The sequence below is a fragment of the Klebsiella sp. K5-45 genome, from assembly GCF_030128605.1.
Classification (GTDB): Bacteria; Pseudomonadota; Gammaproteobacteria; order Enterobacterales; family Enterobacteriaceae; genus Klebsiella; species Klebsiella quasipneumoniae.
The window spans coordinates 371,327-387,168 of sequence record NZ_JAKUZW010000001.1 but is presented as its reverse complement, the minus strand read 5'-3'; the positions used below and the strand labels follow the sequence as shown (position 1 = coordinate 387,168).

General features: G+C 54.6%; 17 protein-coding genes. 9 read left to right on the top strand and 8 right to left on the bottom strand.

Annotation, left to right across the window (positions count from 1 at the left end):
- Positions 1–114 precede the first annotated feature (114 nt).
- From MKS11_RS02000 to MKS11_RS01985, 4 genes are all read left to right on the top strand, one after another.
- Positions 115–993 (top strand): aldo/keto reductase family oxidoreductase, encoded by an 879-nt coding sequence (locus MKS11_RS02000; RefSeq protein WP_017899257.1) that lies wholly within the window; start codon positions 115–117, stop codon positions 991–993.
- A 383-nt stretch (positions 994–1,376) separates the two neighbouring features.
- Positions 1,377–2,081, top strand: coding sequence for a transcriptional activator MrkH (gene mrkH / locus MKS11_RS01995; RefSeq protein WP_004205390.1), 705 nt, complete (start codon positions 1,377–1,379; stop codon positions 2,079–2,081).
- A gap of 17 nt (positions 2,082–2,098) precedes the next feature.
- Entirely contained in the window at positions 2,099–2,671 is a 573-nt protein-coding gene (locus MKS11_RS01990; protein ID WP_004205389.1) for a LuxR C-terminal-related transcriptional regulator, read from the top strand.
- A gap of 143 nt (positions 2,672–2,814) precedes the next feature.
- Positions 2,815–3,531, top strand: a complete 717-nt coding sequence (locus MKS11_RS01985) for an EAL domain-containing protein (RefSeq protein WP_004205387.1) — start codon at positions 2,815–2,817, stop codon at positions 3,529–3,531.
- A 33-nt stretch (positions 3,532–3,564) separates the two neighbouring features.
- Here MKS11_RS01985 and mrkF read toward each other — a convergent pair whose 3' ends face one another.
- The 5 genes from mrkF to mrkA form a co-directional block, all read right to left on the bottom strand.
- Positions 3,565–4,200, bottom strand: a complete 636-nt coding sequence (gene mrkF, locus MKS11_RS01980; protein ID WP_023319092.1) for a type 3 fimbria minor subunit MrkF — start codon at positions 4,198–4,200, stop codon at positions 3,565–3,567.
- 13 nt (positions 4,201–4,213) lie between these two features.
- Positions 4,214–5,209 (bottom strand): type 3 fimbria adhesin subunit MrkD, encoded by a 996-nt coding sequence (gene mrkD, locus MKS11_RS01975; protein WP_004205385.1) that lies wholly within the window; start codon positions 5,207–5,209, stop codon positions 4,214–4,216.
- Positions 5,200–7,686: a type 3 fimbria usher protein MrkC gene (mrkC, locus tag MKS11_RS01970; protein ID WP_004205384.1), complete on the bottom strand. Its 2,487-nt coding sequence runs from the start codon at positions 7,684–7,686 to the stop codon at positions 5,200–5,202. Before mrkC ends, mrkD begins: the two co-directional genes overlap by 10 nt.
- An 11-nt stretch (positions 7,687–7,697) precedes the next feature.
- Positions 7,698–8,399 (bottom strand): type 3 fimbria chaperone MrkB, encoded by a 702-nt coding sequence (gene mrkB / locus MKS11_RS01965; protein WP_087770918.1) that lies wholly within the window; start codon positions 8,397–8,399, stop codon positions 7,698–7,700.
- 95 nt (positions 8,400–8,494) lie between these two features.
- Positions 8,495–9,103: a type 3 fimbria major subunit MrkA gene (gene mrkA, locus MKS11_RS01960; protein WP_000756959.1), complete on the bottom strand. Its 609-nt coding sequence runs from the start codon at positions 9,101–9,103 to the stop codon at positions 8,495–8,497.
- Positions 9,104–9,808: 705 nt separating this feature from the next.
- On the opposite strand from mrkA, the gene MKS11_RS01955 reads away from it, so the two are divergent.
- A complete protein-coding gene (locus MKS11_RS01955; protein ID WP_002916131.1) occupies positions 9,809–10,018 on the top strand; it encodes a DUF1471 domain-containing protein in 210 nt (69 codons plus the stop codon).
- Between the two features lie 95 nt (positions 10,019–10,113).
- On the opposite strand, the gene MKS11_RS01950 is transcribed toward MKS11_RS01955, so the two are convergent.
- On the bottom strand, positions 10,114–11,010 hold the full coding sequence (locus MKS11_RS01950; RefSeq protein ID WP_048295557.1) for an EamA family transporter: 897 nt from the start codon (positions 11,008–11,010) through the stop codon (positions 10,114–10,116).
- 81 nt (positions 11,011–11,091) lie between these two features.
- On the opposite strand from MKS11_RS01950, the gene MKS11_RS01945 reads away from it, so the two are divergent.
- Positions 11,092–11,598, top strand: coding sequence for a MarR family winged helix-turn-helix transcriptional regulator (locus MKS11_RS01945; protein ID WP_004205381.1), 507 nt, complete (start codon positions 11,092–11,094; stop codon positions 11,596–11,598).
- On the opposite strand, the gene MKS11_RS01940 is transcribed toward MKS11_RS01945, so the two are convergent.
- Entirely contained in the window at positions 11,595–12,551 is a 957-nt protein-coding gene (locus MKS11_RS01940) for a nickel/cobalt transporter (RefSeq protein WP_053810906.1), read from the bottom strand. The genes MKS11_RS01945 and MKS11_RS01940 overlap by 4 nt on opposite strands.
- A 385-nt stretch (positions 12,552–12,936) precedes the next feature.
- On the opposite strand from MKS11_RS01940, the gene MKS11_RS01935 reads away from it, so the two are divergent.
- Positions 12,937–13,182, top strand: a complete 246-nt coding sequence (locus tag MKS11_RS01935) for a hypothetical protein (RefSeq protein WP_043520897.1) — start codon at positions 12,937–12,939, stop codon at positions 13,180–13,182.
- Between the two features lie 348 nt (positions 13,183–13,530).
- Here the strand turns inward: MKS11_RS01935 and MKS11_RS01930 are convergent, their stop codons facing one another.
- A complete protein-coding gene (locus tag MKS11_RS01930; protein ID WP_017899261.1) occupies positions 13,531–13,791 on the bottom strand; it encodes a hypothetical protein in 261 nt (86 codons plus the stop codon).
- Between the two features lie 168 nt (positions 13,792–13,959).
- Here MKS11_RS01930 and fimB point away from each other — a divergent pair, with 168 nt between their 5' ends.
- Together fimB and fimE are read left to right on the top strand one after the other, a co-directional pair.
- Positions 13,960–14,565, top strand: coding sequence for a type 1 fimbria switch DNA invertase FimB (gene fimB / locus MKS11_RS01925; RefSeq protein ID WP_004205366.1), 606 nt, complete (start codon positions 13,960–13,962; stop codon positions 14,563–14,565).
- A gap of 454 nt (positions 14,566–15,019) precedes the next feature.
- The gene (fimE, locus tag MKS11_RS01920; RefSeq protein ID WP_004205365.1) at positions 15,020–15,628 is read left to right on the top strand and encodes a type 1 fimbria switch DNA invertase FimE; all 609 of its coding nucleotides are present in this window, start codon (positions 15,020–15,022) and stop codon (positions 15,626–15,628) included.
- Positions 15,629–15,842 lie beyond the last annotated feature (214 nt).

The window sequence follows — 15,842 nt, the reverse complement described above, 5'->3', positions numbered from 1 at the left end:
TCCGGCGACAGCGGCTTGCCTGAGCCGCTGTCGCACATTCTGACAATATTCTCACCCTTCTCTTCCTTGTTAGCGCATTACACTTACGGCTTAGCCACCGTGAGGAGAGTTCCTATGTCCAGTGTCACCTTATCCGGTCGCGGCACGCTCGGCGATCGCCAGGTCTATCGGTTGGGTTACGGCGCCATGCAGCTGGCCGGCCCCGGCGTTTTCGGCCCGCCGAAAGATCCAGAAGAAGCGGTGCGCGTGCTGCAGGCCGCCGTCGAAGCCGGGGTAAACCATATCGATACCTCGGATTTCTATGGCCCCCATGTGACCAATCAGCTGATCCGCAAAGCGCTCCACCCCTACCCCGACGATCTGTGCATTGTCACCAAGGTCAGCGCCCGTCGTGACGAGAAAGGCAACTGGCTGCCGGCCATGTCGCCCGCTGAACTGACCCAGGCCGTCGAGGACAATTTGCGTCACCTGGGGCTCGACGTGCTGGAGGTGGTGAACCTGCGCAGTATGCTGAGCCCCCACGGCCCGGTAGAAGGGTCGCTGGAGGCGCCGCTCGCCACCCTGCTGGAGCTGAAGGAGCGAGGATTGATCCGCCATATTGGCCTCAGCAACGTGACGGCAAAGCAGGTGGCGGATGCACAGAAAATGACGCCTATCGTCTGCGTGCAAAACCTCTATAACATTGCCCATCGCGCCGACGACGCGCTGGTGGATGCGCTGGCCGCCCAGCACATCGCCTGGGTTCCCTTCTTCCCGTTGGGCGGTTTTACTCCCCTGCAGGCGCAGGAGCTGAACGAGGTCGCGGCCTCGCTTGAGGCGACGCCGATGCAGGTCGCCCTCGCCTGGCTACTCCAGCGCGCGCCCAATATTCTGCTGATCCCAGGCACCTCATCCCGGACGCACCTGGCGGAAAATATTGCCGCCGCCGGGCTAATTTTGCCGGCGGATGCGCTGCGCACCCTGGATAATATCGCCACCCGCAAGCATCCCTGACCCGTCAGGCCGAAAGGAGGGAACGACTTCCCTCCTCAATATTTGCCTGGAAAAACCTCATCACTGCTGGCACTATAGATCCTACAAATGGGGCGTGATCGACGATCGTTCTCTCATTATCCCCGTTAATTAAACTTAAGTTTTTTATCCTTCGACCGGTCTCCAGCTTGGAGGCCGTTGTCGTTTTTGTCATGACCAAAATTTGAAACGCTTGATTACAGGAAACACAATATCGAATTCCAAGTTTATACATATCAATCTGGCTGCAAAGATAGTCAATAACATCAAACGCTCATAAAAACATCTGATTAACCCAATCAGAATGTTGCTATTGCTATAAGAAAAATCAAACGCCTCACGACAACTATTTACAAGGGATGCACATGACAGAGGGAACGATAAAGACCAGTAAGTATGAAATTATTGCTATTTTCAGAGAGGAGTTGCGCAAACGTACTGAAATTGAAATATTTTTTAACAACACCAGTATCATAACCCAACTGACGCGCGTGGACTTTGCCGAGTTCCATATTCAGACCCATCGCAAAATCCCGCCCGGGCATAAAATTCGCTTTCTCCTGCATAGCGATTCAGGGAAAATAGAGTTTAATGCGGCCCTGACAAAACATGACAATAGCGGTGTCGATAAAGGTATCCGCTACGCCTTTTCCTTGCCTGAATGCCTGCAGGTGGTGCAGCGTCGCCGCGATCCCCGCTTTCGTTTACGCCACGAGCATGATTTTTATTGCCGCGGTCGCCATAAAAATGGCGAAAACTATCTTTTCGACATCAAGGACATTTCAGACGGCGGTTGCGCACTGATGACCAAAACGCCGAATCTGAAATTCCTCAGTCATAACGCATTGCTGAAAAACGCCGTACTGATGCTGGCGGAATATGGCGAGATCACCATCGACCTGGTGGTAAAGAATGTCATTATTATCACCCTTGATGACCCTAATGAAGAGAGCGAAAGCTACTATCAGATATCCTGCCAGTTTAAGTTCCGCCATCTCGACGACCAGCGCAGAATAGAGAAAATTCTGCTCGACCTGATCTTAGAAGCCAAGCGAAAAAAGAGAATCTGATACCCTTGGAAAGTATATTGCTGTACACCAATGATAATCTCATTGGTCACTCAATCTATCACTACCTTATTGATAGTCATGAAAACGCCACCCGTTTTGGCTATGACGAAGTCATCCATGGGAAACAGCTGCCTGAGGCCCAAACGGTTATTTTCAATTTAATCAATAAGGATATTTCTGCCATCAGAATCGTTGATCTATTGAATGCGCTCCGCCTTTCCCTGCAACGCTGCCAGCAGCCGGTGCTGATGATAAAAAGCGACATTGCCGGACTGTGCAGAGAGTTAATAACCGTCGATAATGCCATGATTATTAGTGAAAAATCGCCGCTATCTATGTTTGCTTCTATTATCCAGCGGGCGAAGGGCGCCAGCGAACAACCGCCGCGACGATTGCGCAAACAGCTGTCGCCGCGGGAGTGCCAGATCCTCGAGCTGCTGATTGCCAACAATAATAATAAGCGGATTGCCGCCCTGCTCGGCATTGCCCATAAAACGGTCCACAGCCATCGAATCCATATCATGCAAAAGCTGGGCATTGATAATTCCCGCACGATGAACCAGCGTATTGCCGCCCTCCATCAATGCTAAATTACGCAGAGGTAAATCAATAGCGGATAAAGCGTACTTATTCGTTGTTGATTTACATTTCCTGCCATTCCCATTAATCATCAGGTAGCCTATAATTAACCTATCCTCTGCTTATTGTCTGACTAACCTCGTGAAGAGGGATAATGAACACTAAAATATTCGAAGACAACATTTTATCTCGTAATGATATCGCTGTACGCTACGTCTTTCAGAAAATGTTTTCCCCACAAGGTACCTTAGTCGCGGTTGAATGCTTAAGCCGCTTCGATAATCTTCCCGTTTCGCCAGAATATTTTTTCCGCCATGCCACCGCGGCAGTTCGTGAACGTATTTTTCTCGAGCAACTGGGGTTGATTGAACAGCATAAAGCATGGTTTTTACGTAACCATATTTCCGCTACCATTAACGTTGATGACCATATCCTGACTCTGCTGCGCCAGAAGGAAATAAAAGAGAAAATCGCCGCCCTGACCTGCGTCCATTTTGAAGTGACCGAAAACGCCGAGAAACTTCTGAATAATTCCCTGGCCGCCTGGCAAAGCCCGCAGGATACCTCGCTGTGGCTCGATGACTTCGGCTCTGGCTACGCGGGGATTAACGCCATCAGCGGTTATCATTTTGACTATGTCAAAATTGATAAAGATTTTTTCTGGCATCTGATGCGCAAAGAGTCCGGCCGTCAGCTGATGGATGCGCTGGTCACCTTTTTATCCCGCAATCATCACAACGTGATTATTGAAGGCGTGGAAAGCGAAGCCCATAAAAAATGGCTGCAGGGTATGGAGTGGTTTGCTATTCAGGGGCATTACTGGCAGGAAGTCAGCATTGAGCAACTGGTTGCCGACGATATTGGCATATAAAAAAGCCGGGCTTGCCCGGCTTTTTCGTCCCGCTTAATTATAAACTAATTCCCACGTTGCCCAGCTGGTAATTGGCCCGCTGGTGGCGCTTTTCGGGGTCGGCGAAACGTAGCCCACATAATAGGTGAACAGGCCGCCGCTGACCGCGTTTTCCTGTAAATGCACCTGATTTTGCTGCGGATCCGCAGGGACAATTTTATTACTCTTATCCAGCGTATTATTATCATTGGTCGACAGCGCCAGATAAATATTCTGCGCGCCGTCTGGCAAGGTATTGGCCAGATAGCCCGCGTTCTCATTGCCAACCGCCGTCAGTAAAAAACCGTCGATCCAGCGAACGCTGACCCGTCGCACCTCGTCCTGCGAAGCGGCGCCGCCGTCATGACGTAGCTGGCAGTTTGACAGCGCCAGGGTAAAAGGCTGCGGCTTCATAAACGCGCCGGCCCCGCGATCGTGCACTTCCGCCAGGCTGACCGGCGCCAGCCAGACGTTGCCGCTACCGGCATGCTGGCCGCCATTGAGCGCGACGCTGCAGGAGATATCCGTCACCCGCCCGGCAAAATCGACCCGTCCGCGGTCGTAATTGGTCTCGAAACCCCACGCCGAGGGGGCGGCGAGGCTGCCGCAGAGCAGCAGCCACGCGATAGTATGTTTCGGCAATCCCTTCATTCCCCCTCCCGTATTAATCGTACGTCAGGTTAAAGATCATATGCGACTCCACCTCGCCGGTGCTGGTCGTCGGGCCATACTGATAAAAGCGCGCGTGCAGCGGTATGGTGATGTAGCGGGTCTCCTGATTATTCAAGCGGCCAACGGTATATTTCTTATTAAACTGCAGCGGGGATCCATCCTTCAGCACCTGGATGCCGACGCCTTTCGCCATCCCGCTGCCGGCCTTTTCATTCAGCAAGGCGCCCATGGTGGCGGTGGTGCTGGTAGCCAGGGTGCCGGAGAAAGAGGTGCTGATGTTGGCATATCCCGTTTCACTCAGGCCGCCGCTGCACTGCAGCTCAATATTAAAATCCTTCCCGCCCGCGGTGGTGCCAACCCCTTTCAGGTCAGTACGTCTGATGGCGCCCACATCAACATTCATATTTTTCCCACTCAATACCGAACAGGAGGGCGAGACCACGGTGATCGCGTTGGCGCTCAGATAGGTTTCGAGGATCGGGTTGCCGCCGCTCTCCCAGTCGTAGGAGGTGTATTTTCCCGCCGCGAGGGTACCGCTGCCGGTGGTTGCCGCGGTTTTGATAATCTCCAGCGTAAAACGTGATCCTTCAAGGGAATAGTTGGTGGTGTTATACACTCGGGACGAATAGACGTCGGGATAGACGATATTCACCGTCGCGCCGCCGCGGCTGAAACGCATACCAATTCCCGGCACGTTGGTGGAATAAATTTTATTCCCCAGGTCCGTGGCCCCTGGCGACACGATCTTCGCCGCGAAGCGGTTGGTGCCGGAGGTACAGCGATAGCTCGCCCCGCCGGGGGCGCTCATCGTCCAGTCGCGGGTAAGGATCACCGAACCCACCGGCAGATCCGGGGGTACCACCACCCTGCCCACCACCATGTCCAGCATCACCGTTGGCGAAGAAAGGCGCGTACAGACGGCCCAGGACGAGGTGGTGCCCAGCGCCATCAAGACGATAAAAAGCGTCAGTAATTTCCTCAGCGACATACGCTATCCTTTGTTGTTTGCTGTCCCAGATCCACCGAACACTGCCCGCCGCTCCACTTCACAATCGCGCGTTTGGCGTTCGCATCGCTGATAAACATCATGCTGCCCTGACCGACGACGCCGATCTCCTTGCCGTCGGGGGAGAAAATACTCGCCGCAAACGGCAGCGGCTCATGGTTCGCCTGGCGCGCCTGCAGGGTGAGGTTGTTCTGCACCGTGGTGCCAAACGCCACCTTAACCACGCTGCCTTCCCACGGTACAACCTGCGCCACGGTGCGATCGAAGGCCACGTCGTCATGGCTGCCTTTCGGGTCGATCTCGACGGCGTTAATTCGGTACGGGCGCAGATACGGCAGGATGGCGTAACCATTGCTGTCCACGCGGGTGCCCGGCGATCCCGGGAGCATAGCGCCGGCCGCGTCTTTGGCTTCAATCAGCGCCATCGTCGAGCCGCTTTCCGGTGAGAGCACCACGCCGCCGCTGTGGGCGATCATCGTCCCGCTGGCGCCAATGCCGCTCTGACGATAGCCTTCGCCCTGGCTGTAGCTGCCGTTGAGGGTGGTCCATGGCGTACGGTAGCTGCCGTTGAGCGCCACATCATGCTGACCGCCGGTGGCGGTGGTGGTCGACACGCCGTAGTTAAGGTTGTTTTCACTGTCCAGCGAACCGTTGATACCAATCTGCGAGCTGGCAAAGCGCGAGTTGTTGAACGAGGTGTTCGACGTCAGGTTGGCGGTGCGGTTGTCGCCAAACCACAGCGGGTAGCTGAAGTTGAGTGAAATGCGATCGTCGCGGCGATGGCCGGAGCTGTCCGGGGTATAGACGCGCTGGGCGCTCGCCGACCAGGAGAGACGACCAAACGAATTGTTATAGCTGACCTGATACTGCTTCTCGGTCCCGGAGCGGTTCCAGTAATCGGAAATACGACCGCTGAGATAAAACCCGCCCCAGCCGTCAGGCAGGTTCTGGTTTACCGTAAAGGTCATGCCGTTTTTTTGCCGCCACAGGGTGTAGTTGCTGCGGCTGTTTTTTTCCTGATCGACGGCGTACAGCGCGTCGTTGAGGTTGTAATAACCTTTCGTCGAGTAGCGATACGCCGCCAGCACGATGCTGGTCTGGGTATCGGTGAACATGCGGTTAAAGGTGGCGCGATAGCTCTGCCCCGAGTCATCATGGCTATCGCTTTTCAGCCGAGAATGGGTGACGTCAAAAGAGAGGGCGCCGATCCCGGTGTTCATCCCGGTGCCCACCAGGAAGGCCTGATAGTCGTCAAAGCCGGTGACCCCGGTGTAGCCGGTCAGCAGGTTATTGATCCCGTGCTGCCAGGTCGCCTGATAGAGCATCGGCTTATTGCGCAGCCCGCTGTCGTCCACTTTACCGGCGGAGAGCGCGTAGCGGGTCATGCCCGGACGCAGCAGCTGAGCAACGGAGGCGTAAGGCACGCTGAACACTTCCACCGAGCCATCCGCCTCTTTTACCGAAACCTCAAGATCGCTGCCATAGCCGGATGGATAGACATCCTGCAGCGTAAACGGCCCCGGCGGAACGGTGGTCTGATAGATAATGTTGCTGCCCTGGCGCACGGTGACGAGGGCGTTGCTCTGCGCCACGCCGCGAATTTCCGGGGCATAGGAGCGCATGCCGTCCGGGAACATATTGTCATCGGTGGAAAGATTAACCCCACGCAGACCGATGGTGTCGAAAAATTCACCATTGGTAAAGATCTGCCCACCGCTGACAATGGAGTTGATCTGCGGGATCGGCCGCTGGAGATAGGTCTGGTTGCTGTTCCAGTGCGCTTTACCCTGCTGCTGCTGCCAGTTCAGGTTACCGATATGCTTCAGCAGCCAGCCGTCCCACGACAGGCCGGCATTGACGCCAAGGTAGGCGCTGCTGTTATCCGACCCGCCGACCGAAGAGGTGTGGCTGTTCCAGGCGTTGGCCATCCAGCCAAGATTAAGCGCGGTAATGCCTTTGTCCCAGAACTCCGGGCTGACATAGTTTTTCAGGCGTTGATCTTCATAGATCTGCGGCACCGAAATGTTCAACCGCAGGGAGGACTGGACCAGGTTGTCTTTGACGTTGTCTTCGTTGCGCCAGGATTTGAGGCTACCGCAGTAGCCTTCCTGTTCGCTCAGCTGCGGATTGAGCTTTTCCGCCGCGATGCCGTACTGCGTCAGCATCGCTTTGGTGTAGCAGACCCCAAGGTTACCGTCTTTGTCGCGCGCGATGCGCAGATCGTAGCGCCCTTTCCATTCGTCGTTGGTGTAGACGTCAAGGGAGTAAGTGCCTTCGGTAATCGCGCTGGTCGAGAAGCGTGACAGGTCGACCTTTTCGCGACTGCCGACAATAAAGCCGTCGTTAAATTGATATACCGTTCCCGGGTTTTCCTGTCCGCTGGAAAATGGCGGAAAGCAGCACAGCGCGATGGCGATCGCGGTGCTTAATCTTCCCGGGCAGAATGACCTCTGCTTCATTAGCTTTTCCCTTATTTAACGGCCACTTTCACTGCGACATCGGCGCCATAGTCATTAATGTTGTTAACGGTCAGGGTTTCGCCGCGGTTGACGGCTGAGGAAAGCGCCACCGTCTGGCTGGACTGCGGCGCCAGCATCACGGTTTTGCTGTTCAGGGCTTTACCGCCGTCGCGGGAAATACGGCTGACGGTAATGTAGAACGGCGTCGGGTTGTTGATGGCGAGACTACTGCCGCTGGCGGTCAGGGTCAGCTTCTCGGCCGCCGCATCGCGGTTGCCCAGTCCGGCAGGACGATAAATAAATTTAAAGCGCGAACGGATCGCCAGCTGCAGCACGTTCTGGCCTTCATTTTTCTGATTGGCCACCACCGGCGGTATTTCCAACAGATTCAGCCACCACAGCGTCTCTTTATCTTTCGCCAGACCGGCGCTGCTGTCGAGCTTAATACGCAGCGTCTGGCCGCTCTTGGCGTCAACGCGCGAAATCGGCGGGGTGATAATAAACGGGGTGGTAATGGTATCCGGTGTGGCATCGGCATCGCCGTTATCCAGCCAGGCCTGCGCCAGCGCCGGACGGTCGGCGTTATTTGAAAGCTGTACCGTTATTTCTTTTTCATTTCCTGGATAAATAAAGCGGGTACCGTTAACAATAATATTGTTGGCGTGGGCCGCAAAACTAAAAATGAAACAGAAAAAAAGGGCAATACGCTTCATGCTGACCTCAGAATAAAAATACAAGCGGCGGTCATCGCCGCTTTATTATTGTTATTAACTGCCCCATCGCGGGGCAGTTTTATTTTCTGACGGAATTACTGGTAAGTAATTTCGTAAGTCGCGTAGCTGTTAACCACACCAGTGGTCACAGTGGTCGGCGCGCTGGTGGCGTAGCCTACGTAGTAGGTGAAACGCGCGCCATCAGCGACAGCGGAAGCGTCGCCTTTCGCTTTCGGCTGAGTGCTGTCACCCGGGATGATTTTGTTGGTCAGTGCGGTAGCGTTGTCAGTAGACAGTACCAGCTGGATGTTCTGAGCACCGGAAGCTTCGGTGTTCGCCAGGTAGCCCTGTTGTTTGCTGGTAGCGCCAGCCAGCAGGTTACCGCCGGTCCAGTTTACGCCCAGTTTGCTTACGTCATCCTGTTTGGTGCCGTCAGCAGCCTGGCAGTTAGAGACGTCAATGGTGAAAGATTTCGGTTTCAGGTAAGTATCCGCTGCTGCCGCTTTAACTTCAGTCAGAGTTACCGGAGACAGGTAAACGTTCGCATCGCTGCCCTGGCCGTTAACAGAAACAGTACAGGATACATCGGTAACTTTACCGAAGAAATTAACCTGGCCGCCGCCAACATTGGTATCAGCTGCATGGGCAGCAGTCATGCCAAAAAACGCGGTTGCCATTGCTGCAGAGAGAAGAACCTTTTTCATTGCCATTTCCTTGTCAGAGTGAATTACGAATCAATGAGCACACTGTGAATTCGCATAGAACCAGAAACATCAGGCGATGCTGATTTATGCCACTGCTAATAGAATCTTCGACTGACCGGGAGCCGCAATATTTAAGGCGTCAGGTAACGAACTTAAAAATATAAGTTCGCTGGTGCTATCGGCGTCAAAGAATGCTATTTATTCGCCGACAAATATACATTTGTTCACGTTTCATTAAGTTATATAACAGATAATCGATAACTATTAATAAATGCTTATTGATAGATCAAAACGGGGTGATGGATGTTTACAGCGCGGAAAGCCTAACGCCAGGGCATGAGAGAAATGGCCGTCTCAGCATGCCGAAATGGCCGCCAGAGGGCTATTGCGAATCGTCCGAATCCGCCCCAACGGCGGCTAAAAACCGCCCAACTAATTCATACAACGAATGGTAACCGCGTAAATGAGGCGCATTCTACATTCTGATCGCAGGCAGTCCGCGTGATACTCCCATCAAAAAATAATCAATAATCCATTGTTTTTAAATTAAAAAATAGAGAAACATTCATATCTCCGTCATCAAACCGCCATAAAAATGTGATCTAAATCGCACTTTTTGCCACGCGCGTTATAGTTAGCAGACTTATTATAAGCCCATCGAAAGCAAACACGCTTTCCACCATAAAAGTTAAAAGGACAAACACCATGAAAAACGTAAAATTACTCGCCGCTGCCGGTATGCTCTCCCTGGTCTCTTTCGCTAGCTTCGCTCATCCGGTGAGCGTAACAGCAGACACCCTGGACAGCGCAGAAGCGAAAATCGCGACCATTGCGAAAGAACAAGGCGCTTCCTACCACATCACTGAAGCGTACACCGGCAACCAGGTCCATATGACCGCCGAGCTCTCTAAATAAGCGAATGGTTGCAGAGGGAGCTGCCGGACAGGCCGCCTGCGGGCGGCTGGTCTGGCTCCCGCCGCCCACCCCGCACACAGCAATGTCGAGCCCCGTTATGGGGCTTTTTTCGTTTTTGCCCCCGCCGCCTGACGCGCCAGCGCGCGCTGAATAGACAACACGCTCGCCAGCACCACGATCAGCCCGACCAGCGCCATCCCCTGGATCTTTTGGCCAAGGAAAATCCACCCCAACACCACGGCGGTCACCGGGCTCAGCAGGCTCATTGCCGATACCGCCACCGGCGAGAGGCGGCCAATCCCCCGGAACCACAGGCCATAGGCCAGCATCGCGCCCGCCACGCACAGCCACAGATAGCCGGCCACCTGCAGCGCTGTCACCTGTTGTAAAGGGGGATCAACGATCAGCGCCACGGGCGCCAGCACCACCCCGCCGATCGCCAGCTGCCAGCCGGTTAACGCGACGATCGGCAGGGAGAGCGCCCAGCGGCGGGAGAGCCAGGTGCCCAGCGCCATACTGATCGCCCCGAGAAACGCCGCGCCGATGCCCAGCGGGTCGAGGACGGTGCGCGGCGACAGCAGCAGCATGGCCATACCGAGTATGCCGGCGAGGGCTGAGAATACCGCCAGCCAGGGCGAGCGCTGCCGGTCTACGCACCAGGCGAGAAGCATCACCAGCAGCGGCTGGATCGCGCCAATCACTGCCGCCAGACCGCCGGGTAAGCGATAGGCGGCGATAAACAGCAGCGCCTGAAATGCGCCGATATTTAAGATGCCGGTAACGATAAGCTTTAGCCATTCGCCGCGCTGTGGAAAGCGGCGGCTCCAGATCAGCAGGGCGATGCCTGCCGGCAAAACCCTCAGAAGGGCGGCGATAAACGGCCGGTCGGGGGGAAGAAACTGGGAGGTGACGATGTAGGTCGTCCCCCAGATAGCGGGCGCCAGCGCCGTGAGCAGCAGGTCGAGCATCAGACTACGCGAGAGAAAAGCCATGATTTTATCTTCACTTCAAGTTAAATTGGTGCCGCAAGTATGTACACGCAATTATCTTGATATCAAGACAAGTGAGCACTTATGGACAAATCACCGCCGATCGACGCCGTTGATCGGATCCTCGCCCAGTGGCAGCGCGAGCGGCCGGACCTCGACTGCAGCCCAATGGGGCCAATTGGCCGTCTGAAACGATGCGCCATGCTGCTGGAGCCGCAGGTGGAAGTGGCTTTTACACGCCATGAGCTGGTGCGCTGGGAGTTTGACATGCTGGCGACGCTGCGCCGCGCCGGGGCGCCGTTTATTCTTTCGCCTACCCAGCTCTTCTCCACGCTGATGATCACCTCCGGCACCATGACTCATCGCCTGAAGGCATTGGAGAAACGCGGATTTATTACCCGCCTGCCCAATCCGGAAGACGCCCGCAGTATGCTGGTCGCCCTGACGCCCGCCGGACGTGAACGCATCGATGAAGCGGTGGAGACCCATGTCGATAATGAACGGCAGCTGCTGGCGGGGCTCAGCGATGGCGAGCGCCAGCAGCTGGATCAGGCGCTGCGGGTATTGATGCGCCTGCTGGAGAGCCGTTAACAGCCGGCGGCGATAAAGTCGCCGTTAGCGCTGATCGGCACCACGGTGAAAAACAATGTCGCGGCAAAGAGGATCAGCGCCAGCCCGCCGAGGATCTTCACCAGCGGCACCAGCCAGGGCCGCGGACGGCTGGTCGCCGTCAGCCGGTTGACGGTACGGTGACGGGCATAGTGCACCGCCAGCGACAGACCAAGGATCGACAGCGCGGTGCCCAGCGCCATGGTCATCACCGCGGCGATGCCCCAGCTGACGATCCCCAGCGCGTTGGCGAACAGCAGGATCATAATCGCTCCGCTGCAGGGCCGGGCGCCGATGGCCAGCACCACGCCCAGGCGTGTCTTCCAGTCGGCGCCCTGCAGGTCGTGTCCCACGCCGTGGTGCCCGCAGCCGCACGAGGCATCATGCTGATGCGCCGGCCTCAGGGCGCGTATTCTCCTTTTACCCGGCAGCAGGCTCTGCAGCGCACGACAGATAACGTAAACCCCAAAGGCGGCGATGGTCAGGGCGCTGATCTTCTCGACGTACCAGCGGCTGGCGCTGAGATCGCCAGCGGCCAGATTCAGCCCCACCGCGAGAATAAAGACAAACAGGATGGCGCTGACGCCCTGCAGCAGGCTGCCGAGAAAAGGCACCACCCGCGCCGCGGTCAGGCTCTCCTGATTGGTGCTCAGGTAAGTGGTGACGATAAACTTGCCGTGGCCCGGTCCGATAGCGTGGAGCACGCCGTAGAGAAAAGCGCCCACCAGCAGCCAGACGCCGCCGCTGTACTGATGGTTGTTCAGCAGCAGAAGGTACATCACCAGATAGCGATGCAAGGTAATTTGCGTGGCGAGGCACCACTGGAGGAAGTCGCTCCAGTGGCTGTGCAAGGTGATGCCGGCGGCCAGCAGAAGAAGGCCGCCGCTCCCGGCGGCCAGCAGGCGCCAGTCGCGTTGCGAAGTCGGTATCATCATCGGTAAGCCATGGTGAAAAGAGATCAACCGCCAGACGACAATCTCATGCCCGGCGAACAATAGTGCCTGGATAATTTGTCGGATTTTTCTCGTCAATGCTTAAGGTCACAAGGCTCCGCATTATCAGCATCAGCGGGCTCCTACACCTACCCTCTGCCCTACCTTTGCACAAAGCATTTTCATATTTTCAGCATACCACAGACGTTTGTTTTTGCTGTTGACGCCCTGCATAACATATTAGAGCAATCGTTACACACCTAAAAAAGATAAAAATAAATCAGTTATCGCTATCCTGGCACTTTTTGTACTTTATCATCCTGCGCATCAGGCACGAATATTCATTAACTGCTATTAATTTAATATATTCATTAACAGGACCACCCCCATGAAAAGATGCTTACTCGCCCTGGCGTGCGTCGCGCTGCTGACGCCCTCGCTTTCGGCGCAGGCGACCTGGCGCAGCGACCAGCGCCAGGACGCTCGCGATATCCGCCAGGATAGCCGCGAGCAGGGCCGTGAAACCAAGCAAGAGTGCGTCAGAAATAATAATCAAAGCAACGCCAGCTGCCGTCACGATAAGCGGGAAAACCGCCGCGAAGGTCGTCAGGAAGCCCGCGACGAAAAATGGTAAGTCAGCCTGCTCCGGTGGATATCAGATCGCGGACTTCTGCCACCGGAGCCTTTAACACCGCCTGCGACACCGGACCGTCGCGTCTGTCCCCTACCTGCTCTTTATTCTTAGCTCGCAGCAGAATATTACCCACACCAGTCTGCAGCCTATGCCTCTCTTATACCCACCGCCTGATATCACCGCTTCCGCCGATTACCGCCCGCGCTCCCACAGCACCATTAAGATTAAGCTCAACCCGTTAAATAAGACGTAAAGTGCCCTCACAGAGACAATGGCTATTATCCCCAGGCTTTTTGCAGTATGGTTTAATCTCTGTTGTAGTTTTGCAGTGAATGCTATCCAGACGGTTCAAGGTTGTATTCTGTCTGAGAAATTACTCATGCCATTCCCGTCGCTGAGATACGGGAGGCCGGCTGGCTGACGCCGTGCCGCCCCAACTGCCGGGAAATAAATCATGACGGCATTGATGGCCGCCTTGCCGTGGCCGGAAGCCAGTGCCTCCATCATCAAGCGGGCATCATCAAGAGGATCAGGGATGTACAGGACGTGGAAACCTCCAGGAAAGATTCGCCAGTTCAACCAGCTAACCCTTTCTTTACCCTTCAGCATACGGCGTCTTATCGCTGGGGATGGCGATAGCCCATGATACCGCATGCTCCCGTAGCAAATAAAAACGTTATCAGCACGCTGTTTAAAAATAAAAAGGCAGTCGCATTTAACAATGACCTGACGCAGGCCTGGAAAGCGTAATATTTGCCTGCCATAAAAGGGAACACTATGACGAATAACGCCGAGATTAAAAAAAGGAACTTCCTGACTCAGAATGAAATCGAGTCACTACTTAAAGCCGCCGATAGCGGTCCCTATGCCGCACGTAATTATTGCCTGACGCTGCTGTGCTTCATCCATGGTCTGCGCGCCAGCGAGATCTGTCGCCTGAGAATATCCGATATCGACCTTGCTTCCCGCTGCGTTTATATCCATCGGCTAAAAAAGGGGTTTTCGACCACCCACCCTTTGCTGAATAAAGAGATCCACGCCCTAAAGCGCTGGCTGGCCATTCGCAACACCTGGCCACAGGCCGCCAGCGAGTGGCTGTTTCTCTCCCGCAAAGGCAATCCCCTTTCCCGCCAGCAGTTTTATCAAATTATCGCCTCCTCTGGCGACCAGGCGGGATTGCCGCTGGAGATCCACCCGCACATGCTGCGCCACTCCTGTGGCTTTGCGCTGGCCAATATGGGTATCGATACCCGTCTGATCCAGGACTATCTCGGACACCGCAATATTCGCCATACCGTCTGGTATACCGCCAGCAACGCGGGACGCTTCTATGGTATCTGGGACAATACGCGCGACAAACAGCGCCTGTCGCTGCTTCAGTAAGCCTGACGCCACGGATGGCGTTGTACCGCGTTGCGGGGAAATTAAATAGCAATAAATTAACCCTCAGTTAATTATGATTACTGTTCCCGCAAGTTCTTATTTAATCCTGCGATCTCATCGTTAAATTGACCCTGTATTAATTCCGGTTTTGCCGTGATTCTTTATTGTTGGCTAAAAATCCACCCCGCTATTTTTTAAAATCTACCGAGTGAAAAATCCCTTTTATTTTATGCACATGCTATAAAACCCGAGCAGATCTATTGTGACCTTGCTTAAAATCTCTAAAATTAAGAATTATCGCCAGGCGATATTTTGACTGGCTGTAAATATAATATGCTATCTATACGTGGTTAATCGCCTTCACCTTGTACCGTTCTTACATTACGGATCTTTTCCGTCATGGCGTATGGTTTCGCCATGACGACCCCTCACCTCTTTTTCAGGAGTAATTATTGTGAACCGACGTCGTTTTCTTACCGCCAAAGAAGTTCAGGCTATGATGCAGGCCGCGCGTCAGGGCGCCACCGGCGAGCGGGACTACTGCCTCATCCTTCTCGCCTTTCGCCACGGGATGCGCATCAGCGAACTGCTGGATCTGCACTATCACGATCTGGATCTACGGGAAGGCCGGGTCAATGTGCGGCGGTTGAAGAACGGTTTTTCAACTATTCACCCGCTGCGCTTTGATGAACGTGAGGCCATTGAGCGCTGGAGTCAGGTCCGCGCCGGCTGGAAAGCGGCGGCCAAAACCGACGCGCTTTTTATCTCCCGTCGCGGGACCCCGCTCTCACGCCAGCAGGCGTATCGTATTATTCGCTCCGCCGGGGAAAAGGCGGGTACCGTGACGCAGACCCACCCCCATATGCTGCGTCACGCCTGCGGCTACGAACTGGCGGAAAGAGGTACAGATACCCGTTTGATCCAGGATTACCTCGGTCATCGTAATATTCGACACACGGTACGCTACACCGCCAGCAATGCGGCGCGTTTCGCTGGAATATGGGAAAGAAATAATCTTATTGGAGAAAGCATTGCAGAATCGGGAGTTGATACAACTGATTGAATTTAATTAAAAAAATAAACCGTGAACAGGTCAATTGGGGCCAAACTGTTTATATCATAAAAATGTTTTGACATATTTTGCAACTCACCACGCCATATTTCTGCAGAAAAATTATTAACTACATGTTTTTAATATATTTTTAAAGCGTCAATTACGCACTTTTCCCCACCCTGCCCTCCCGTTGCATTGGCGCGCCTTCGCCAGCGGTATCTCT